Raw genomic sequence first — 15,930 nt, 5'->3', positions numbered from 1 at the left:
GGATGGGTCAGAAAGTCCGCCCCATCGGGCTACGGCTCGGGATCACGGAGGACTGGCGCTCCCGCTGGTTCGTCGGCAAGGCGAAGGGGTACCGCGAGACGCTCGCCGAGGATCTTGCGATCCGCAAGTACCTCAGCGTGAAGCTCGCCCGCGCCGCCCTCTCGAAGATCGAGATACAGCGCAAGGGCGACAAGGTGATCGTCGACCTCTGGACCGCTCGGCCCGGCATCGTCATCGGCAAGAAGGGCACCGAGGTCGACATCCTGCGCAAGGAGCTCGAGAAGCTCACGGGGCATGCCGTCGCAGTCAACATCGTCGAGATCAAGCGGCCCGAACTCGACGCCACGCTCTCCGCGCAGGGCGTCGCCGAACAGCTCCAGGCGCGCGTGAGTTTCCGCCGGGCGATGAAGAAGGCCGTCCAGGCGTCGATGAAGAGTGGCGCTCTCGGTATCCGGATCCAGTGCTCGGGTCGCCTCGGCGGCGCTGAGATGGGCCGTCGCGAGTGGTATCGCGAGGGCCGTGTGCCGCTGCACACGCTCCGCGCCAAGATCGACTACGGTACCGCCGACGCGCGGACCACCTTCGGCGCCATCGGCGTCAAGGTCTGGATCTATCGTGGCGAGATCCTTCCCGGCCAGCCGAGGACGGCTCTTCCCGATCCGACAGAGGACCGTCCGCGTTCGGACCGTCCGCGTTCGGACCGTCCGCGTCCCGACCGCGGCGCCGGACGCCGCAACGAGGTTGGGGGGCGAGGCTAGATGCTGCTCCCCAAGCGCGTGAAGCACCGCAAGGTGCAGCGTGGAAGCAACTGGAAGGGTCCTGCCAAGGGCGGCACCCAGGTCCACTTCGGCGATTACGGGCTCAAGTCGCTCGAGGCCGCATGGATCACCAACCGGCAGATCGAAGCGGCCCGAGTCGCGATGACCCGCTACATGAAGCGCGGCGGCAAGGTCTGGATCAACATCTTCCCGGACAAGCCCGTCACGCAGAAGCCTGCGGAGACCCGCATGGGCTCGGGCAAGGGCAACCCCGAGAAGTGGGTCGCCGTGGTGAAGCCGGGGCGGATCATGTTCGAGGTCGCAGGCGTGACCGAAGAGGTCGCTCGCGAGGCCATGCGGCTCGCCGCCCACAAGCTCCCCATAAAGTGCAAGTTCGTGACAAGGACCGACCTGGGTGGTGAGGTGTGATGAAGCCCTCCGAGATCAGAGAGTTCAGCGAAACCGACCTCGAGTTGAAGATCAAGGACGCGCGCGCCGAGTTGTTCAACCTTCGTTTCCAGCTCGCGACCGGTCAGTTGGACAATCCGCAGCGCATCGCGGCCGTCAAGCACGACATCGCGCGGCTCCATACAGAGTCGCGCTCGCGCGAGCTTGCCGCCGAGCGCGAAGCCGCGGCGAGCTAGGAAGGGATACAGATGACCACGGATCGCAAGAGTCGTAAGGTCCGGCAGGGCGTGGTGGTCTCCACCGCGGGCGACAAGACCTGTGTCGTCCTGGTGGAGGAACGCAAGCGCCACGCCTTGTACGGCAAGATGCTCACTCAGAGCACGAAGTTCCACGCGCACGACGACGAGAACGCGAGTTCGGTCGGCGATCGCGTGCTCATCATGGAGACGCGTCCGCTGTCCAAGCTGAAGCGGTGGCGTCTGGTCGAGATCGTGGAGAAGGCCAAGTAGAGTCGGTCCCGCTCACGGGAAGTCCGAACAGGTGTGGAGGACGAGATGATCCAAGCTGAGACCCGGCTGAAGGTGGCCGACAACAGCGGCGCGAGGCGGGTGCTGTGCATCAAGGTGCTCGGCGGCTCGCGGCGCCGGTACGCGCGCATCGGCGACACCATCGTCGCTACGGTGAAGGAAGCCATACCGAACGGGAGCGTCAAGAAGGGCGAGATCGTTCGCGCCGTCGTCGTTCGCACGGCGAAGGAGATGCGCCGGCCGGATGGGAGCTACATCAAGTTCGACGAGAACGCGGCCGTCATCATCGACAACCAGGGCAACCCGCGCGGGACCCGCATCTTCGGCCCGGTCGCCCGCGAGTTGCGCGACCGCAAGTACATGAAGATCGTGTCGCTCGCGCCCGAGGTCCTGTAGGAGGCATGCGATGACCAAGTCACTGACGATACACAAGGGTGACCGTGTCCGCGTCATCGCGGGCAAGGACAAGGGCAAGGAGGGCAAGGTCATGCGCGCCCTGCCCTACAAGCAGCGCCTCGTCGTGGAGAACGTCCACATGCTCAAGAAAGCGGCCCGCCCGACGCAGCGCAACCCCCAAGGCGGCATCGTCGATATCGAGGGTACCATCCACGTGTCGAACGTCATGCTCGTCTGCCCGAGTTGCTCGCTCCCGACACGGATCTCACGCAAGCGTGAGGGCGGCGTCCGGGTGCGGGTGTGCAAGAAGTGCGGCAAGGAGATCGACAAGTGACAGCCGGGCCCGCCTCTGGCGGGTGCCGAGCGCGCCGGGTCGGAAATCCGGCGCGTGAGGGTGCGATGGAGGGAACGCTGTGACCCCACGGCTCAAGGAGAAGTACCGCACGGAGGTGGTCGGGCAGCTCAAGGAGCAGCTCGGTCTCGCCAACGTGAACGAGGTACCGAAGTTCAAGAAGATAGTGGTCAACATGGGCGTCGGTGCTGCGGTGCAGGACACGAAGCTGCTCGACGCCGCGGCCGAGGATCTTGCGATCGTCACCGGGCAAAGGCCTGTCATCACGAAGGCGAAGAAGTCGATCGCCGGCTTCAAGATCCGCAAGGGCATGCCAATCGGGTGCAAGGTGACCTTGCGAGGCGACCGGATGTGGGAGTTCATGGATCGGCTGCTCGCCACGGCTCTGCCTCGCATCCGTGACTTCCGCGGTGTGAGCGAGAAGGCGTTCGACGGCCGCGGGAACTACTCGCTCGGAGTCACCGAGCAGCTGATCTTCCCCGAGATCGACTACGACAAGGTCGACCGCGTGCGCGGCATGGATATCACTTTCGTGACGACCGCCGGGAACGACGAACGCTGCCGGGCACTGCTCGACGCGTTCGGTTTCCCGTTCAAGCGATAGCCGACGCGCCGCGCGCGTCAAGGCAAGGAGGTCTTCAGTGGCAAAGAAGTCGATGATCGCCAAGGCGAAGCGAGTCCCGAAGTTCTCGGTCCGCACGATCAACCGGTGCGTCCGGTGCGGCCGTCCTCGGGCCTACTATCGCCAGTTCGGCCTGTGTCGCGTGTGCCTGCGCGAACTGGCGAGCCGCGGCGAGCTGCCCGGCGTCCGCAAGGCGAGTTGGTAGCGCTCTTGAGGACGTCCAGCCCCGCTCGGGTCCGGCGCAGGCGCCACGGGTGCCCGCGCACCGCCGAGCGAGTGTCATCCCGGAACATACGGAGGAGAACGACATGAGCATGACAGACCCGATCGCGGACATGTTGACGCGGGTGCGCAACGCGAACTCCGCTTTCCAGGGGAGCGCATCGATGCCCTCCTCGCGCAAGATCGTCGAGATCGCGCGCATCATGAAGCAGGAAGGCTACGTCGAGGGCTACGAGGTGGCTCAGGGCGAGAACCCTCAGGGTACCCTGACGATCACTCTCAAGTACGGCCCGAAGAAGGAGCGCACGATCACCGGTATCCGGAGGATCTCCAAGCCGGGCCTACGTGTGTACGCGAAGAAGGACGAACTCCCGCGCGTGCTCGGCGGTCTCGGCATCGCCGTGATCTCGACCTCGCGCGGTGTAATGACCGAGAAGCAGGCCCGCGTCGCTGGCGTGGGCGGCGAGGTCATCGCCTACATCTGGTGACCGGACAGGACTGAGAAAGGAGCGAGAAGCCGTGTCCCGCATCGGCAAGCAGCCCATCCCGGTCCCGTCCGGGGTCGAGGTCATAGTGGAGGGTCCGAGCGTCAGCGTGAAGGGGCCGAAGGGCTCTCTCAACGGTACGTTCCATCCTGACATGGAGATCGGTCTCGACGAGGGCGTCATCACCGTCAGTCGTCCGTCCGACAGCCGCGATCACAGGTCGCTGCACGGTCTGACGCGCACACTGGTCAACAACATGATCGTGGGCGTCTCCGAAGGTTTCGCCCGCAATCTCGAGATCGTCGGGGTCGGCTATCGTGCCGTGCTCAAGGGTTCCGATCTCGAGCTCGCGCTCGGTTTCAGCCATCCGGTGGTCTATCCCGCTCCCGCCGGCATCACGTTCGAGGTGCCCGCGCCGACGAGGATCACCGTGCGCGGTATCGACAAGCAGCAGGTCGGCCAGGTGGCCGCCGAGATCCGCAAGATCCGGCCGCCGGAGCCCTACAAGGGCAAGGGCGTGCGGTACGAGGGCGAGCGCGTACGCCGCAAGCTCGGCAAGACCGCCAAGTAGTCCGGAGACGAAGCGAGGAGAGGATCGGCATGGACGCACTCAAGGCGAAGCGGGCGAGTCTGGCTCGACGTCATCGCAGGGTCAGGGGCAAGGTGAACGGCAGCGCACAGCGGCCGCGTCTCTGCGTCATCCGGACGAACCTGCACATATACGCACAGCTCGTCGATGACGTCGCCGGCCGCACCGTCGCCGCTTCGTCGACCCTCGACCCTGAGCTGCGCGCCACGCTGAAGGGCGGCGCGGATGTCGAAGCCGCACGCGCCGTCGGCGAGTCCATCGGCCGCCGCGCTGTCGAGGCGGGGGTGGCCGAGGTCATCTTCGATCGCGGCGGCCACCTGTATCACGGTCGCGTGCAGGCCCTGGCTGACGGCGCGCGCGCCGCCGGCCTGAAGTTCTAGGAGAGGATGACGATGGCCCGCAACACCGCTCCGGTCTCCGAGTTCCAGGAGAAGGTCGTCTACATCAATCGTGTCTCGAAGGTCGTCAAGGGCGGCCGCCGCTTCTCGCTGACGGCGCTCGTCGTCGTCGGGGACGGCAAGGGACAGGTCGGCGTCGGGATGGGCAAGGCCGGTGAGGTGCCGGTCGCCATCAAGAAGGGCGTCGAGGACGCGAAGAAGAACCTGTTCCGGATCCCGCTGTCGGGGACGACCATCCCGCACGCTATCCTCGGGGAGTTCGGCGCCGGCAAGGTGCTACTGAAGCCCGCCGCTCCCGGTACCGGCGTCATCGCCGGCGGCCCGGTGCGTGCGCTGCTCGAGTTCGCGGGCATCCACGACGTGTTGTCGAAGTCGCTCGGCTCCGACAACGCCCTCAATATGGTGAAGGCCGCTGCCGAGGGGCTGCGCGGGCTCGCTAGCCCGGCCGACATCGCACGCCGCCGCGGCAAGACCATCGCGCAGGTCTACGGGACCGAGGAGTGACACCGTGACCACGACGAACGTGAAGAACCTGAGGATCACCCAGACCAAGAGCGTCATCGGCACTCCCGCGGACCAGCGGGCTACCGTGCGCGCACTCGGTCTGAAGCGCATCTCGGACACCGTGGAGCAGGCGGACACGCCGGTCATCCGCGGGATGGTCCACAAGGTGCGGCACCTCGTGCGCGTCGAGGAGATCTAGGAAGGCACGCGCCATCAGTCGGCCGGCGGCGAGCTGCCGGCGGCCGGGCGGGCAGGACCGCCCGGCGTCGAGCGAGAAGGAGAGAGCACGAATGCAGATACATGACCTGTTCCCGGCGCCTGGTTCGCGCAAGGAGCGCAAGCGAGTCGGTCGCGGACACGGATCCGGCCACGGCGGTAGGTCCGGCCGCGGCGACAAGGGACAGCTCTCGCGCGCCGGTGGCGGCAAGGGCCCCGGCTTCGAGGGCGGACAGAACCCGCTCCACATGCGCTTGCCGAAGCTGCCCGGTTTCAAGAACCGGTTCCGCGTGGAATTCGCCATCGTCAACGTGGGCCGGCTCGAGGACCTCTTCTCGGCCGGTGACGTCGTCGACGTGGACTCCCTGTTCGACAAGGGCGTCATCAAGCGCAAGACCGTGCCGGTGAAGGTGCTCGGCGACGGCGAGCTCACCAAGAAGCTCGCTGTGAAGGTAGACAAGGTGTCGGGCTCCGCCCGCACGAAGATCGAGGCTGTCGGAGGGACGGTCGAGGCGCTGTGATCCAGGCATTGGTCAACGCGTTCCGCATCCCCGATCTGCGCAAGAAGATACTCTTCACGCTCGGGATCATCGCTCTGTACCGCGTCGGCGCGCATATCCCCGTGCCCGGCGTCGATCCGTCGAAGATCAAGGACATCGTGAACGCACCGGGCGCGCTCGGTCTGCTCAACCTGTTCTCGGGCGGCGCGCTCGAGCGATTCGCGGTCTTCTCGCTAGGGATCATGCCCTACATCACGGCGTCGATCATCATCCAGTTGCTCCAGGCGGTCATCCCGACCCTCGAGCGCTGGGCGAAGGAGGGGGAGGAGGGCCAGCGCAAGACCACTCAGGTCACCCGCTACCTCACCCTCGGTATCGGCCTGCTCGAGTCGATAGGTCTGCTCGGCGTCTTCCAAGCACCTCTGACCGCCGGCGGTGTGGGCGTCCGTTTCGACTGGACGACCCGGATCGTGGTCGTCATCACGCTGCTCGCAGGAACGGCTTTCATCATGTGGATGGGAGAACTCATCACGCAGCGAGGCATCGGCAACGGGATGTCACTGCTCATCTTCAGCAGCATCGTCGCGAGGTTCCCCGAAGCGACGATCTCCGCGCTCCAGGTGAACAACTGGGTCATGGTGCTCGCTGTGATGGGGGTCTTCATCCTGGTGATCGCGGCCGTCGTCGTGATGGAACGCGGACAGCGGCGTATCCCGGTGCAGTACGCGAAGCGCGTCGTCGGCCGCCGGGTATACGGCGGTACGGGCACGTACATCCCGCTGAAGATCAACGCCGCGAACGTCATCCCCATCATCTTCGCGTCCGCGATCCTGTCGTTCCCCGCGGTCATCGCGAGCTTCACTCGCGTGCAGTTCCTCCAGCGGCTCGGCTCCTACCTCACGAGCGGTTGGCTCTACTTCACGCTGTACGTCATCTTCATCGTGTTCTTCACGTACTTCTACACGGCGCTCGTCTTCAACCCGATAGACCTTGCGGACAACCTTCGCAAGAACGGCGGCTTCATCCCGGGTGTGCGGCCGGGCAAGACGACGGTCACCTACATCGAGAACGTCTTGAACAGGATCACCCTGCCGGGGGCGCTCTTCCTCGCGGGCATCGCTATCCTGCCGAGCCTCATGTTCCAGGCGACCGATGTCACGCTGCTGCGCTCCTTCGGTGGCACATCGATCCTCATCATGGTTGGTGTCGCGCTCGAGACGATGACGCAGCTCGAGAGCCAGCTGAAGATGCGTCACTACGACGGCTACTTCAAGTAGGGGGAACGGGACCATGAAGATCGTCCTGCTCGGGGCGCCCGGCGCCGGCAAGGGAACGCAGGCCGCCCGGCTCGTCGCCGATCTCGGTGTCGCCCACGTCTCGACCGGTGACATCCTGCGCAAGGCCGTCGCTGACGCGACGACTCTCGGCATGGAGGCGAAGCGCTATATGGACGCGGGCGACCTCGTCCCCGACGACGTGGTCATCGGGCTCGTGCGCGAGCGGCTCTCGCAGCCGGACACGGTCGCCGGGTTCATACTCGACGGCTTCCCGCGCACCGTCGCGCAGGCCGACGCGCTCGACGCGATGCTCGCTCAGATAGGCAAGGGCCTCGACGCGGTCGTGAGCGTCGACGTGGACAAGCAGGTCATCGTCGACCGGCTCACCGCTCGCCGCACCTGCCGTTCGTGCGGCCGCATCTACAACCTGCTCTCGGACGTTCCGGCGGATCCCAGTCGATGTGACACGTGCGGAGGCGAGATCTACCAGCGGGACGACGACACGGTCGAGACGGTCACGAACCGCCTCGACGTGTACGAGAGGTCGACCGCACCGCTCATCGAGTACTATCGCGCGAAGGGTCTCGTTCGCTCCGTAGACGGCGACCGTCCCGTCGACGAAGTGTACGCCGAGGTCCGTCGCACCCTGGCGACGTAGGCCGCCCCACGATGATCGTCTGCAAATCGGCCGCCGAGCTCGAGATCATGCGCGAGGCGGGGCGCGTCGTCGCGGTGACGCTGCGTGAGGTCGGCGCCGCCGTCCGCCCGGGTGTCACCACGGGCGAACTCGACAAGATCGCGGACTCGGTGATCCGAGAGGCTGGCGCCGTCCCCGCGTTCAAGGGCTATCGCGGGTTCCCGGCCTCGATATGCACGTCGCGCAACGGCGAGGTCGTCCACGGGATCCCTGGCCCGACGCGTCTGGTCGAGGGTGACATCCTCTCGGTCGACGTAGGCGCGGTGGTCGACGGGTACTTCGGCGACGCCGCGAGGACGTTCCCGGTGGGAGCGATCTCTGACGAAGCGGCGTCGCTGATGGATGCGACACGCCGTGCGCTCGAGGCGGGCATCTCCAGATGCATACCCGGGATGCGCCTCTACGACATCAGCGCCGCGGTCCAGCACGTCGCGGAGGGTGCGGGCTTCTCGGTCGTGCGCGAGTACGTGGGGCACGGGATCGGTCGGGACATGCACGAGGAGCCGAACGTCCCGAACTACGGGCGTGCGGGGCAGGGGCCGACGCTGAAGGCGGGCATGGTCTTCGCCATCGAGCCGATGGTGAACGCGGGCGGCCAGGAAGTGCGCTCGCTGCGGGACGGCTGGACGGTGGTGACGGCTGACGGCAGCCTCTCGGCGCACTTCGAGCACACCGTGGCGGTGACCGAAGAGGGACCGTGGGTGCTCACGGTGGAGTGATGCGGCAGCTAGGATCGTTTCCGTGCTGGACGCGACCGCGGCAGGTCGGCTATACTACGCGTTCGTGGCCGTTGGGCATCGGAGGGAAACGGGTATTTGGGCAAGCGTGATGATTCCATCGAGATGGAGGGCGTGGTCGTCGAGCCGCTCCCGAATGCGATGTTCCGCGTCGAGTTCGACAACGGGCATCGGGTGCTAGCCCACATCTCAGGGAAGATGCGCATGCACTACATCCGCATCCTGCCAGGTGACCGGGTCATCGTCGAGCTCTCTCCGTACGACCTGACCCGAGGCCGGATCACGTATCGCTACAAGTAGGCGCTCTCTCGGGAGTGCCGTGGAGACGCCCGGCGGCGTGGCCGTCCGGGCAACGGGTATGAAAAGGAACACCTGCGGCTGGGTGTAGAGATACAGGTCTACAGGAATGACCGGAAGGAACACACGATGAAGGTGCGACCGTCGGTAAAGCGCATCTGTGAGAAGTGCAAGGTCATCCGCCGCCACGGTCGGGTACTCGTGATCTGCGAGAATCCTCGGCACAAGCAGCGGCAGGGCTAGGCCCGGGAGGGAGTCAGCGTGGCGCGCATCGCAGGCGTCGACCTTCCCCGCGAGAAGCGGGTAGAGATCGGCTTGACCTACATCTACGGCGTCGGTCTCACGACGAGCCGGACGATCCTCCGCGAGACGGGCATCAGCCCCGACACGCGGGTGCGTAACCTCACCGAGGAGGAGGTCGTCCGCCTCCGCGAGTACATCGACCGCGCTCTCAAGGTCGAAGGCGATCTCCGCCGTGAGATCGGCCAGAACATCAAGCGCCTCATGGAGATCGGCTGCTATCGCGGCCTGCGTCATCGCAAGGGCCTACCCGTGCGCGGTCAGCGGACGCACACCAACGCCCGCACTCGCAAGGGTCCGCGTCGCCAGATCGGCGCGAAGAAGAAGGGCAAGTAGCATGGCAGCCAAGAAGAGGGTCGCTAAGACCCGGGTCCGCCGCAGCGAGCGCAAGAACATCGCCGTCGGCGCGGCTCACATCAAGAGCACGTTCAACAACACGATCATCTCGATCACGGACCCCGCGGGGAACGTGGTCTCCTGGCAGTCCGCTGGGACCGTCGGTTTCAAGGGCTCCCGGAAGTCCACGCCGTTCGCCGCGCAGATGGCCGCGGAGGCGTGCGCGAAGATGGCCCAGGAGCATGGCCTGCGCAAGGTCGCGGTCTTCGTGAAGGGGCCTGGCTCCGGTCGCGAGACGGCGATCCGCTCCCTGCAGGCCGCCGGTCTGGAGATCAGCAGCATCCAGGACCGCACCCCCGTCCCTCACAACGGTTGTCGGCCGCGCAAGCGCCGTCGCGTGTAGTTCGAGAGGAAGAGACCCCATGGCCCGTTACACCGGGGCGGACTGCAGACTGTGCCGCCGTGAAGGTATCAAGCTCTTCCTGAAGGGTGACCGCTGCTACAGCGACAAGTGCGCTGTGGAGCGTCGTCCCTATCCGCCTGGCCAGGCCGGCAAGAAGCGCCCGCGCGATTCGGAGTACCGCGTGCAGTTGCGCGAGAAGCAGAAGGCGAAGCGCACGTACGGCGTGCTGGAGAAGCAGTTCCGCACGTACTACGAGATCGCATCGAGGCTGCCCGGCATCACCGGCGAGAACCTGCTGCGGCTCCTCGAGAGCCGTATCGACAACGTGGTCTACCGCCTAGGTCTCGCGTCATCGCGGGATGAAGCGCGTCAGCTCGTCCGCCACGGCCATTACCTGGTCAACGGAAGGCGGGTCGACATCCCGTCGTACCGCGTGCGTCCGGGCGACGTCATCGCCGTCTGCGAGAAGGCCCGGAACCTGACGGTGCTCAAGGCGGCTCTTATCTCTTCCGCGAAGACCGAGGTGCCCGGGTGGCTCGAGGTCGACGTCGAGAAGCTGTCCGGCAAGGTGCTATCCGCGCCGCAGCGCGACCAGATCGACGCGCCCGTGCGCGAGCAGCTCATCGTCGAGTTGTACTCGAAGTAGCGTCGCGACGGCCAAGGAGGCTTCGTACATGACCGAGTTCCTCAAGCCAACGGTGAACGTCGAACGCATCGACGAGCGCAGCGCGCGATACGTCGTCGAGCCGCTCGAGCGCGGCTTCGGCTACACGCTCGGCAACTGCATGCGGCGCGTCCTTCTGTCGTCTCTGCAGGGGGCTGCCGCCACGTCGATAAGGGTCGAGGGCGTCCAGCACGAGTTCTCGACCGTCGAGGGCGTTCGCGAGGACGTCACCGACATCGTCCTCAACGTGAAGGGCCTCGTATTCCGCGACACGGGGATCGGAGAGGGCGACGCTGTCGCCACCGTCACCGCGAGCGGTGCGAAGGTAGTGACCGGCGCGGACCTCAAGGTCCCGTCGGAGTTCGAGCTCGTGAACCCCGGACACGTCATCGCGACGCTCAACAAGGGCGCCAAGCTCGAGATGAGCATCCGGATCGGCGTCGGGCGCGGCTACGTCACGGCGGACCGCAACAAGCGCGCCGAGGACCCGCTGGGCGTCATCACGGTCGACTCGCTGTTCAGCCCGGTCTCCCGCTGTACGTACGTGGTGGAGAACACGCGTGTCGGTCAGCGGACCGACTACGACAAGCTCATCCTCGAAGTGGAGTGCGACGGGTCGATCGAGGCGGGCGACGCGGTCGCTCGCGCTGCCCGGGTGATCGACGAGCATATGATGCTCTTCGCCGAGCAGGCCGAAAGGCCTCCCGAGGGCGAGACCATCTTCGCGACCTCGATCGACGAGAGCGAGAGTGCCCTCGACACGCCGATCGAGGATCTGGACCTCTCGGTCCGCTCGTACAACTGCCTGAAGAGGCAAGGCGTCAACGCCATCCGCCAGCTGGTCGACTGCAGCGAAGGCGATCTGCTGAACATCCGGAACTTCGGGGCCAAGTCCATCGAAGAGGTCAAGGACAAGCTCCAGGCGATGGGTTTGGGACTCAAGGCTTAGGAGAACCGCAGAATGAGACATGCCAAGAAGGGCCGTGCGCTAGGCACCGACGCGAGCCATACGACGGCCATGCTGCGCAGCATCGCGCGCGCGGTCTTCATCAACGAGCGCATCACGACCACCGAAGCGCGCGCCAAAGAGGTCCGCGGCCTCGTCGAGCACATCATCACGTGGGGCAAGCGCGGAGACGTGCACTCGCGTCGGCTCGCAATGGCCGAACTCGGTGACAAGGCGCTCGTCCACAAGGTGTTCGCTGACATCGCTCCCCGTTTCGAGGGTCGCGCGGGCGGATACGTCCGCATCTTGAAGCTCGGCCCCCGCAAGGGCGACGCCGCACCCATGGTCATCCTGGAGCTCGTCGACTGACCGACGCTTCGGGCACAGCGTAGTAGGATGAGAGGGCTCCGCGTCGCGCGGAGCCCTCTTCGCGTCCGCGTCGTCAGGATCGCCCGTGATCGAACTCATCGATGTCGGCTTCACCTATCCCGGAGCGCCGAACGCCGCGCTGTGCGGGGTCTCGCTGACGCTCGCCGCAGGGGAGACCGTCGCCGTCGTGGGCGCGAACGGTTCGGGTAAGTCCACACTGGCGCGTCTGTGCGACGGCCTCCTGTCGCCGGACGAGGGGACGGTCGCCGTCGACGGCGTCGACACCCGTGACGAGAGTCGCGCGCGCGACGTGCGTTCCCGAGTCGGGCTCGTCATGCAGAATCCCGACGACCAGATCGTGGGCACCGTCGTCGAAGAGGACGTGGCGTTCGGTCCCGAGAACCTGTGCGTCCCTCGCGATGAGCTGCGGCTCCGGGTCGACGAGAGCCTGGCTTCGGTGGGGCTCACCGGATCGGAGCGCCGCGAACCGCATCTGCTCTCACAGGGGCAGAAGCAGCGTCTCGCCATAGCCGGCGCGCTGGCTATGCGCCCGGCGTACCTCGTGCTCGACGAGCCGACCGCCCTCCTCGACCCCTGCGGCCGCGCGGACGTGCTCGCCGTCCTCGATCGGCTGGCGGTGCGCGGCACGGGCATCCTGCACGTGACCCACGATCTGGCCGACGCGGCTCGCGCCGACCGGGTCGTCGCCCTGTCGCGAGGAACGGTAGCGTTCGATGGCGACATCGGTGGTCTCCTCGCGGACGAGGAGCTTCTCAGCAGCCTCGGGTTGCGGATCCCGCCCATCGCGATCCTCGCCCGAAGCCTTCGCGAACTCGGAGTCCCCGTTCCGCCCGACGCGATGTCTGCGGAGAGCGTGGTGGCCGCCCTATGGCCCTGATACTGAAGGGCGCCGGGTATGCTTACCAGGCCGGGACGTCCGTCGAACACAGGGCGCTCGCCGACGTGAGCCTGGAGATAGGAGCCGGAGACCTCCTCGCCGTGTTCGGGCCGACCGGATCGGGCAAGTCGACGCTGCTGTCCCTCATGGCCGGGCTCGTCACGCCCACGGAAGGTTCCGTCTCCGTGGACGGCCTCGAACTCCTTTCGCGAGAGGCCGTGAGGTTCCGCAAGTCGGTCGGGCTCGTCTTCCAGGACCCGGAGTCGCAGTTCTTCGCGGACACCGTGTTGGCGGACGCGGCCTTCGGTCCCCGCAACCGCGGCATGTCGGAGGTGGAGACCGACGCGGCCGCGCGCGACGCTCTCGCGCTCGTCGGGCTAGGCGAGGAGTTCCACCCGCGGTCGCCGTTCTCGCTCTCGGGGGGAGAGGCCCGTCGGGCGGCGATAGCCGGCGTCGTCGCGATGCGCCCCGCGTACCTGCTGCTCGACGAGCCGACCGCCGGGCTCGATGCGCCGGGACGCGCGGCCGTGATCGAGATCGTGTGCCGGGCGCGGGAGTCGGCGGGAGTCGTCGTCGTCTCGCACGACCCCGACACGTTCTTGCCGCTCGCGACGAGAGTGCTCTACTTGAGGGACGGGAGACCGGTCTTCTCGGGAGACGCGCGCGCATATGCGCAGGCGCCTCCCGCGGACGCGCCGGTCCCCGAGGTCGTGCGGGCGCAAGCGCTCGCCACCCGACATGGCGCAGCTTCTGGATCGGTGACGTTCGACCCGGTCGAAGCGGCCCGACGGCTCGCCGGGGCAGCGGGGTGGCCGCGATGAGGGCCCGTCCTGTCTTCGGGCAGTACGTAGCGGTGGATTCGCCGGTCCACCGGCTCGACGCGCGCGCCAAGATGGGCGTCGCGGCGGTGTTCGCGGTCGCGCTCTTCGCCGTCGATCGGTTCGCCGGGCTCCTCGTCCTCGCCGTGTTCGTCGCGCTGTCGGTCGCCGTGTCGCGCGTGCCGTGGAGCGTGGCCGTTCGCGGGGTGCGCGCCGTCGCGGTCATTCTCACCTTCACCCTCGTCGCCCATGCCGTGAGATGGCAGCCCGCGACGGTCTCGCTCTTGAGGCTCGGACCTCTCGCTCTCGATGCGGAAGGCTTGCGCTCGGGCGTCTTCTTCGCGGTGCGCATCGTCGTGCTGGTCGTCGGGACTTCGCTCGTCACGCTGACGACGACGCCGGTGGAACTCTCGGACGGCCTCGAGCGTGCACTCGGACCCCTCAAGGTCCTCGGACTACCCGTGGGCGACCTGGCGATGATGCTCACGATCGCTCTGCGCTTCATCCCCACCACGGCCCAGGAGGCCGAACACGTCATCCTTGCCCAGACGGCCCGGGGTGCGAGGTTGGGCGAGGGCGGCCCGCTGCGGCGGGCTCGGGCGTACGTCCCGGTGCTCGTTCCGCTCTTCGTCGGGCTCTTCCGTCGGGCGGACGCGCTCGCGGTCGCCATGGAGGCGCGCTGCTACCGGAGTGGAGCCGCGCGCACCCGGCTGGTCGAGCCCCTGATGCGCGCGACCGATTGGGCGACCCTGTCGCTCGGGGCCCTCGCCTGCATCGCGATCGCGGTGGTGTGCTGATGGACTCGAAGGCGGCATCTTCGGGAGAGGGGGGCGTCGTGGAGCGGGAAGAGGCCGAGGGAACGCTCGTGCTGACGCTGGGCTACGACGGGGCGGGGCTCGCCGGCTTCCAGCGGCAGGCCGGCCTCGCCACGGTGCAGGGTCGTCTCGAGGAGGCACTCGCCGTGGTCCTCCGCCGGGAAGTCTCGCTCGAGTGCGCCGGGCGTACGGACGCGGGCGTCCACGCGCTGGGTCAAGTCGTCTCCCTGCCGGCTTCGGGCGACGATCCGGATCCGGCGTCGATCGTGAGGTCGCTGAATGCGCTGCTCGGTCCCGGCATAGTGGTCTCGGGTGCGTGCCGGGCGGCAGCCGGCTTCTCGGCCCGTCATGACGCTGAGGCCCGAGAGTACCGGTACCGGCTCGTGCCGGGACCGGTCCCGCCCCTCTTCCTGGCTGGGCGCGCCTGGTGGGTCAAAGGGGGTCTCGATCTGGGGGCGATGCGCGAGGGAGCCCATCACCTTCTTGGCGAGCACGACTTCCGCAGCTTCTGTGTGACGGAGAGTGCGGCCGGGAAGCGGACCGTGCGCGAGATCGAGACGCTCGACGTCGGGCCCGCGCAGGAGATGGGAGAGCACTGCGTCGTCGTGCGCGTCGTCGGCCGTTCGTTCCTCCACTCGATGGTGCGGATCATCGTGGGCACGCTCGTCGAGGTGGGCAGGGGCCGGCGTCCCGCTGCGTGGGTCGGGGAGGCGCTCGCGGCGAGCGAGCGCGCCGCCGCGGGCCCCACGGCCCCGCCGCACGGTCTCGTCCTGTGGCACGTGCGCTATCCGGAGGAGCCATGGCTCTGACCCCCGCGGACGTGCTCGCGCACGCGCTCGCGCCGTGATGGATACGCCCGGTGGCGTCGTTTGACACGCTCACGAGCCGTGGCTATAGTCTAAGGGTTCGTTTCCGAGCCCCGTGAACTCGAGAACCGACATCCCACGCACTGGAGGACCTGTGAAGACGTACCACGCCAAGCCCGGCGAGGTCGAGCGCGAGTGGCTGCTGGTCGATGCGACCGACATCCCCCTCGGCCGGCTGGCCAGTGAGGTCGCCTCGATCCTGCGAGGCAAGCGCAAGCCGCAGTTCACCCCGCACGTCGACACCGGCGATTTCGTCATCGTCGTCAACGCGGGCAAGGTGAAGCTCACCGGCAACAAGATGGCCGACAAGAAGCAGTACCGCCACACCGGTTTCCCGGGAGGCCTCAAGGAGGTCTCGGTCGGGATGCTGCTCGCCAAGAGGCCGGCGCGCGTCATCGAGCACGCCGTGAAGGGCATGCTCCCGAAGACCACGCTCGGCCGCGCGATGAACCGGAAGCTGAAAGTGTACGCCGGACCGACGCACCCGCACTCGGCGCAGAAGCCCCGGCAGATCTCCTTGGAGGGGTAGC

29 protein-coding genes are annotated in these 15,930 nt (G+C 67.1%); all 29 read left to right on the top strand.

Features of this window, described 5'->3' with window-relative positions; all coding sequences use genetic code 11:
- Window positions 1-2 precede the first annotated feature (2 nt).
- Entirely contained in the window at window positions 3-758 is a 756-nt protein-coding gene (rpsC, locus tag WC971_02810; GenBank protein MFA5843746.1) for a 30S ribosomal protein S3, read from the top strand.
- On the top strand, window positions 759-1,187 hold the full coding sequence (rplP, locus tag WC971_02805) for a 50S ribosomal protein L16 (GenBank protein ID MFA5843745.1): 429 nt from the start codon (window positions 759-761) through the stop codon (window positions 1,185-1,187).
- Entirely contained in the window at window positions 1,187-1,402 is a 216-nt protein-coding gene (rpmC, locus tag WC971_02800) for a 50S ribosomal protein L29 (GenBank protein ID MFA5843744.1), read from the top strand. Before rplP ends, rpmC begins: the two co-directional genes overlap by 1 nt.
- A gap of 12 nt (window positions 1,403-1,414) precedes the next feature.
- Window positions 1,415-1,675, top strand: a complete 261-nt coding sequence (rpsQ, locus tag WC971_02795; protein MFA5843743.1) for a 30S ribosomal protein S17 — start codon at window positions 1,415-1,417, stop codon at window positions 1,673-1,675.
- Between the two features lie 45 nt (window positions 1,676-1,720).
- Window positions 1,721-2,089 (top strand): 50S ribosomal protein L14, encoded by a 369-nt coding sequence (gene rplN, locus WC971_02790; GenBank protein ID MFA5843742.1) that lies wholly within the window; start codon window positions 1,721-1,723, stop codon window positions 2,087-2,089.
- Window positions 2,090-2,099: 10 nt separating this feature from the next.
- The gene (gene rplX / locus WC971_02785) at window positions 2,100-2,423 is read left to right on the top strand and encodes a 50S ribosomal protein L24 (GenBank protein ID MFA5843741.1); all 324 of its coding nucleotides are present in this window, start codon (window positions 2,100-2,102) and stop codon (window positions 2,421-2,423) included.
- A 79-nt stretch (window positions 2,424-2,502) separates the two neighbouring features.
- The gene (gene rplE / locus WC971_02780; protein MFA5843740.1) at window positions 2,503-3,045 is read left to right on the top strand and encodes a 50S ribosomal protein L5; all 543 of its coding nucleotides are present in this window, start codon (window positions 2,503-2,505) and stop codon (window positions 3,043-3,045) included.
- 37 nt (window positions 3,046-3,082) lie between these two features.
- Window positions 3,083-3,268: a type Z 30S ribosomal protein S14 gene (locus WC971_02775; protein MFA5843739.1), complete on the top strand. Its 186-nt coding sequence runs from the start codon at window positions 3,083-3,085 to the stop codon at window positions 3,266-3,268.
- Between the two features lie 103 nt (window positions 3,269-3,371).
- Complete coding sequence (gene rpsH / locus WC971_02770; GenBank protein MFA5843738.1) at window positions 3,372-3,773, top strand: 30S ribosomal protein S8; 402 nt, start codon at window positions 3,372-3,374, stop codon at window positions 3,771-3,773.
- A 31-nt stretch (window positions 3,774-3,804) separates the two neighbouring features.
- On the top strand, window positions 3,805-4,341 hold the full coding sequence (rplF, locus tag WC971_02765) for a 50S ribosomal protein L6 (protein MFA5843737.1): 537 nt from the start codon (window positions 3,805-3,807) through the stop codon (window positions 4,339-4,341).
- Between the two features lie 29 nt (window positions 4,342-4,370).
- The gene (gene rplR / locus WC971_02760) at window positions 4,371-4,739 is read left to right on the top strand and encodes a 50S ribosomal protein L18 (GenBank protein MFA5843736.1); all 369 of its coding nucleotides are present in this window, start codon (window positions 4,371-4,373) and stop codon (window positions 4,737-4,739) included.
- Window positions 4,740-4,751: 12 nt separating this feature from the next.
- Entirely contained in the window at window positions 4,752-5,261 is a 510-nt protein-coding gene (gene rpsE / locus WC971_02755) for a 30S ribosomal protein S5 (protein MFA5843735.1), read from the top strand.
- A 19-nt stretch (window positions 5,262-5,280) separates the two neighbouring features.
- The gene (rpmD, locus tag WC971_02750) at window positions 5,281-5,460 is read left to right on the top strand and encodes a 50S ribosomal protein L30 (protein ID MFA5843734.1); all 180 of its coding nucleotides are present in this window, start codon (window positions 5,281-5,283) and stop codon (window positions 5,458-5,460) included.
- Window positions 5,461-5,551: 91 nt separating this feature from the next.
- Window positions 5,552-5,998 (top strand): 50S ribosomal protein L15, encoded by a 447-nt coding sequence (rplO, locus tag WC971_02745; GenBank protein MFA5843733.1) that lies wholly within the window; start codon window positions 5,552-5,554, stop codon window positions 5,996-5,998.
- Entirely contained in the window at window positions 5,995-7,254 is a 1,260-nt protein-coding gene (secY, locus tag WC971_02740; GenBank protein ID MFA5843732.1) for a preprotein translocase subunit SecY, read from the top strand. Before rplO ends, secY begins: the two co-directional genes overlap by 4 nt.
- 13 nt (window positions 7,255-7,267) lie before the next feature.
- Entirely contained in the window at window positions 7,268-7,912 is a 645-nt protein-coding gene (locus tag WC971_02735; protein MFA5843731.1) for an adenylate kinase, read from the top strand.
- Between the two features lie 11 nt (window positions 7,913-7,923).
- Complete coding sequence (gene map, locus WC971_02730) at window positions 7,924-8,670, top strand: type I methionyl aminopeptidase (GenBank protein ID MFA5843730.1); 747 nt, start codon at window positions 7,924-7,926, stop codon at window positions 8,668-8,670.
- A gap of 96 nt (window positions 8,671-8,766) precedes the next feature.
- Entirely contained in the window at window positions 8,767-8,988 is a 222-nt protein-coding gene (gene infA / locus WC971_02725) for a translation initiation factor IF-1 (GenBank protein ID MFA5843729.1), read from the top strand.
- A gap of 126 nt (window positions 8,989-9,114) precedes the next feature.
- Entirely contained in the window at window positions 9,115-9,228 is a 114-nt protein-coding gene (rpmJ, locus tag WC971_02720; GenBank protein MFA5843728.1) for a 50S ribosomal protein L36, read from the top strand.
- An 18-nt stretch (window positions 9,229-9,246) separates the two neighbouring features.
- Window positions 9,247-9,621 (top strand): 30S ribosomal protein S13, encoded by a 375-nt coding sequence (rpsM, locus tag WC971_02715; protein ID MFA5843727.1) that lies wholly within the window; start codon window positions 9,247-9,249, stop codon window positions 9,619-9,621.
- Between the two features lies 1 nt (window position 9,622).
- Window positions 9,623-10,024 (top strand): 30S ribosomal protein S11, encoded by a 402-nt coding sequence (rpsK, locus tag WC971_02710; GenBank protein MFA5843726.1) that lies wholly within the window; start codon window positions 9,623-9,625, stop codon window positions 10,022-10,024.
- Between the two features lie 19 nt (window positions 10,025-10,043).
- Entirely contained in the window at window positions 10,044-10,670 is a 627-nt protein-coding gene (gene rpsD, locus WC971_02705; GenBank protein ID MFA5843725.1) for a 30S ribosomal protein S4, read from the top strand.
- 28 nt (window positions 10,671-10,698) lie between these two features.
- Complete coding sequence (locus tag WC971_02700; protein MFA5843724.1) at window positions 10,699-11,637, top strand: DNA-directed RNA polymerase subunit alpha; 939 nt, start codon at window positions 10,699-10,701, stop codon at window positions 11,635-11,637.
- A 12-nt stretch (window positions 11,638-11,649) separates the two neighbouring features.
- Entirely contained in the window at window positions 11,650-12,003 is a 354-nt protein-coding gene (gene rplQ, locus WC971_02695; GenBank protein MFA5843723.1) for a 50S ribosomal protein L17, read from the top strand.
- 85 nt (window positions 12,004-12,088) lie between these two features.
- On the top strand, window positions 12,089-12,901 hold the full coding sequence (locus WC971_02690) for an ATP-binding cassette domain-containing protein (protein ID MFA5843722.1): 813 nt from the start codon (window positions 12,089-12,091) through the stop codon (window positions 12,899-12,901).
- On the top strand, window positions 12,892-13,722 hold the full coding sequence (locus tag WC971_02685) for an ATP-binding cassette domain-containing protein (GenBank protein ID MFA5843721.1): 831 nt from the start codon (window positions 12,892-12,894) through the stop codon (window positions 13,720-13,722). The genes WC971_02690 and WC971_02685 overlap by 10 nt, the downstream gene beginning before the upstream one ends.
- Entirely contained in the window at window positions 13,719-14,516 is a 798-nt protein-coding gene (locus WC971_02680; protein ID MFA5843720.1) for an energy-coupling factor transporter transmembrane component T, read from the top strand. Before WC971_02685 ends, WC971_02680 begins: the two co-directional genes overlap by 4 nt.
- Window positions 14,516-15,343 (top strand): tRNA pseudouridine(38-40) synthase TruA, encoded by an 828-nt coding sequence (gene truA / locus WC971_02675; GenBank protein MFA5843719.1) that lies wholly within the window; start codon window positions 14,516-14,518, stop codon window positions 15,341-15,343. The genes WC971_02680 and truA overlap by 1 nt, the downstream gene beginning before the upstream one ends.
- Before the next feature lie 151 nt (window positions 15,344-15,494).
- Window positions 15,495-15,929, top strand: coding sequence for a 50S ribosomal protein L13 (gene rplM / locus WC971_02670; GenBank protein ID MFA5843718.1), 435 nt, complete (start codon window positions 15,495-15,497; stop codon window positions 15,927-15,929).
- Window position 15,930 lies beyond the last annotated feature (1 nt).

The organism is Coriobacteriia bacterium (genome assembly GCA_041658765.1).
GTDB lineage: Bacteria > Actinomycetota > Coriobacteriia > Anaerosomatales > JBAZZO01 > JBAZZO01.
Note: the sequence above shows the minus strand (reverse complement) of the source record. Positions and strands in the feature narration are given on the sequence as shown.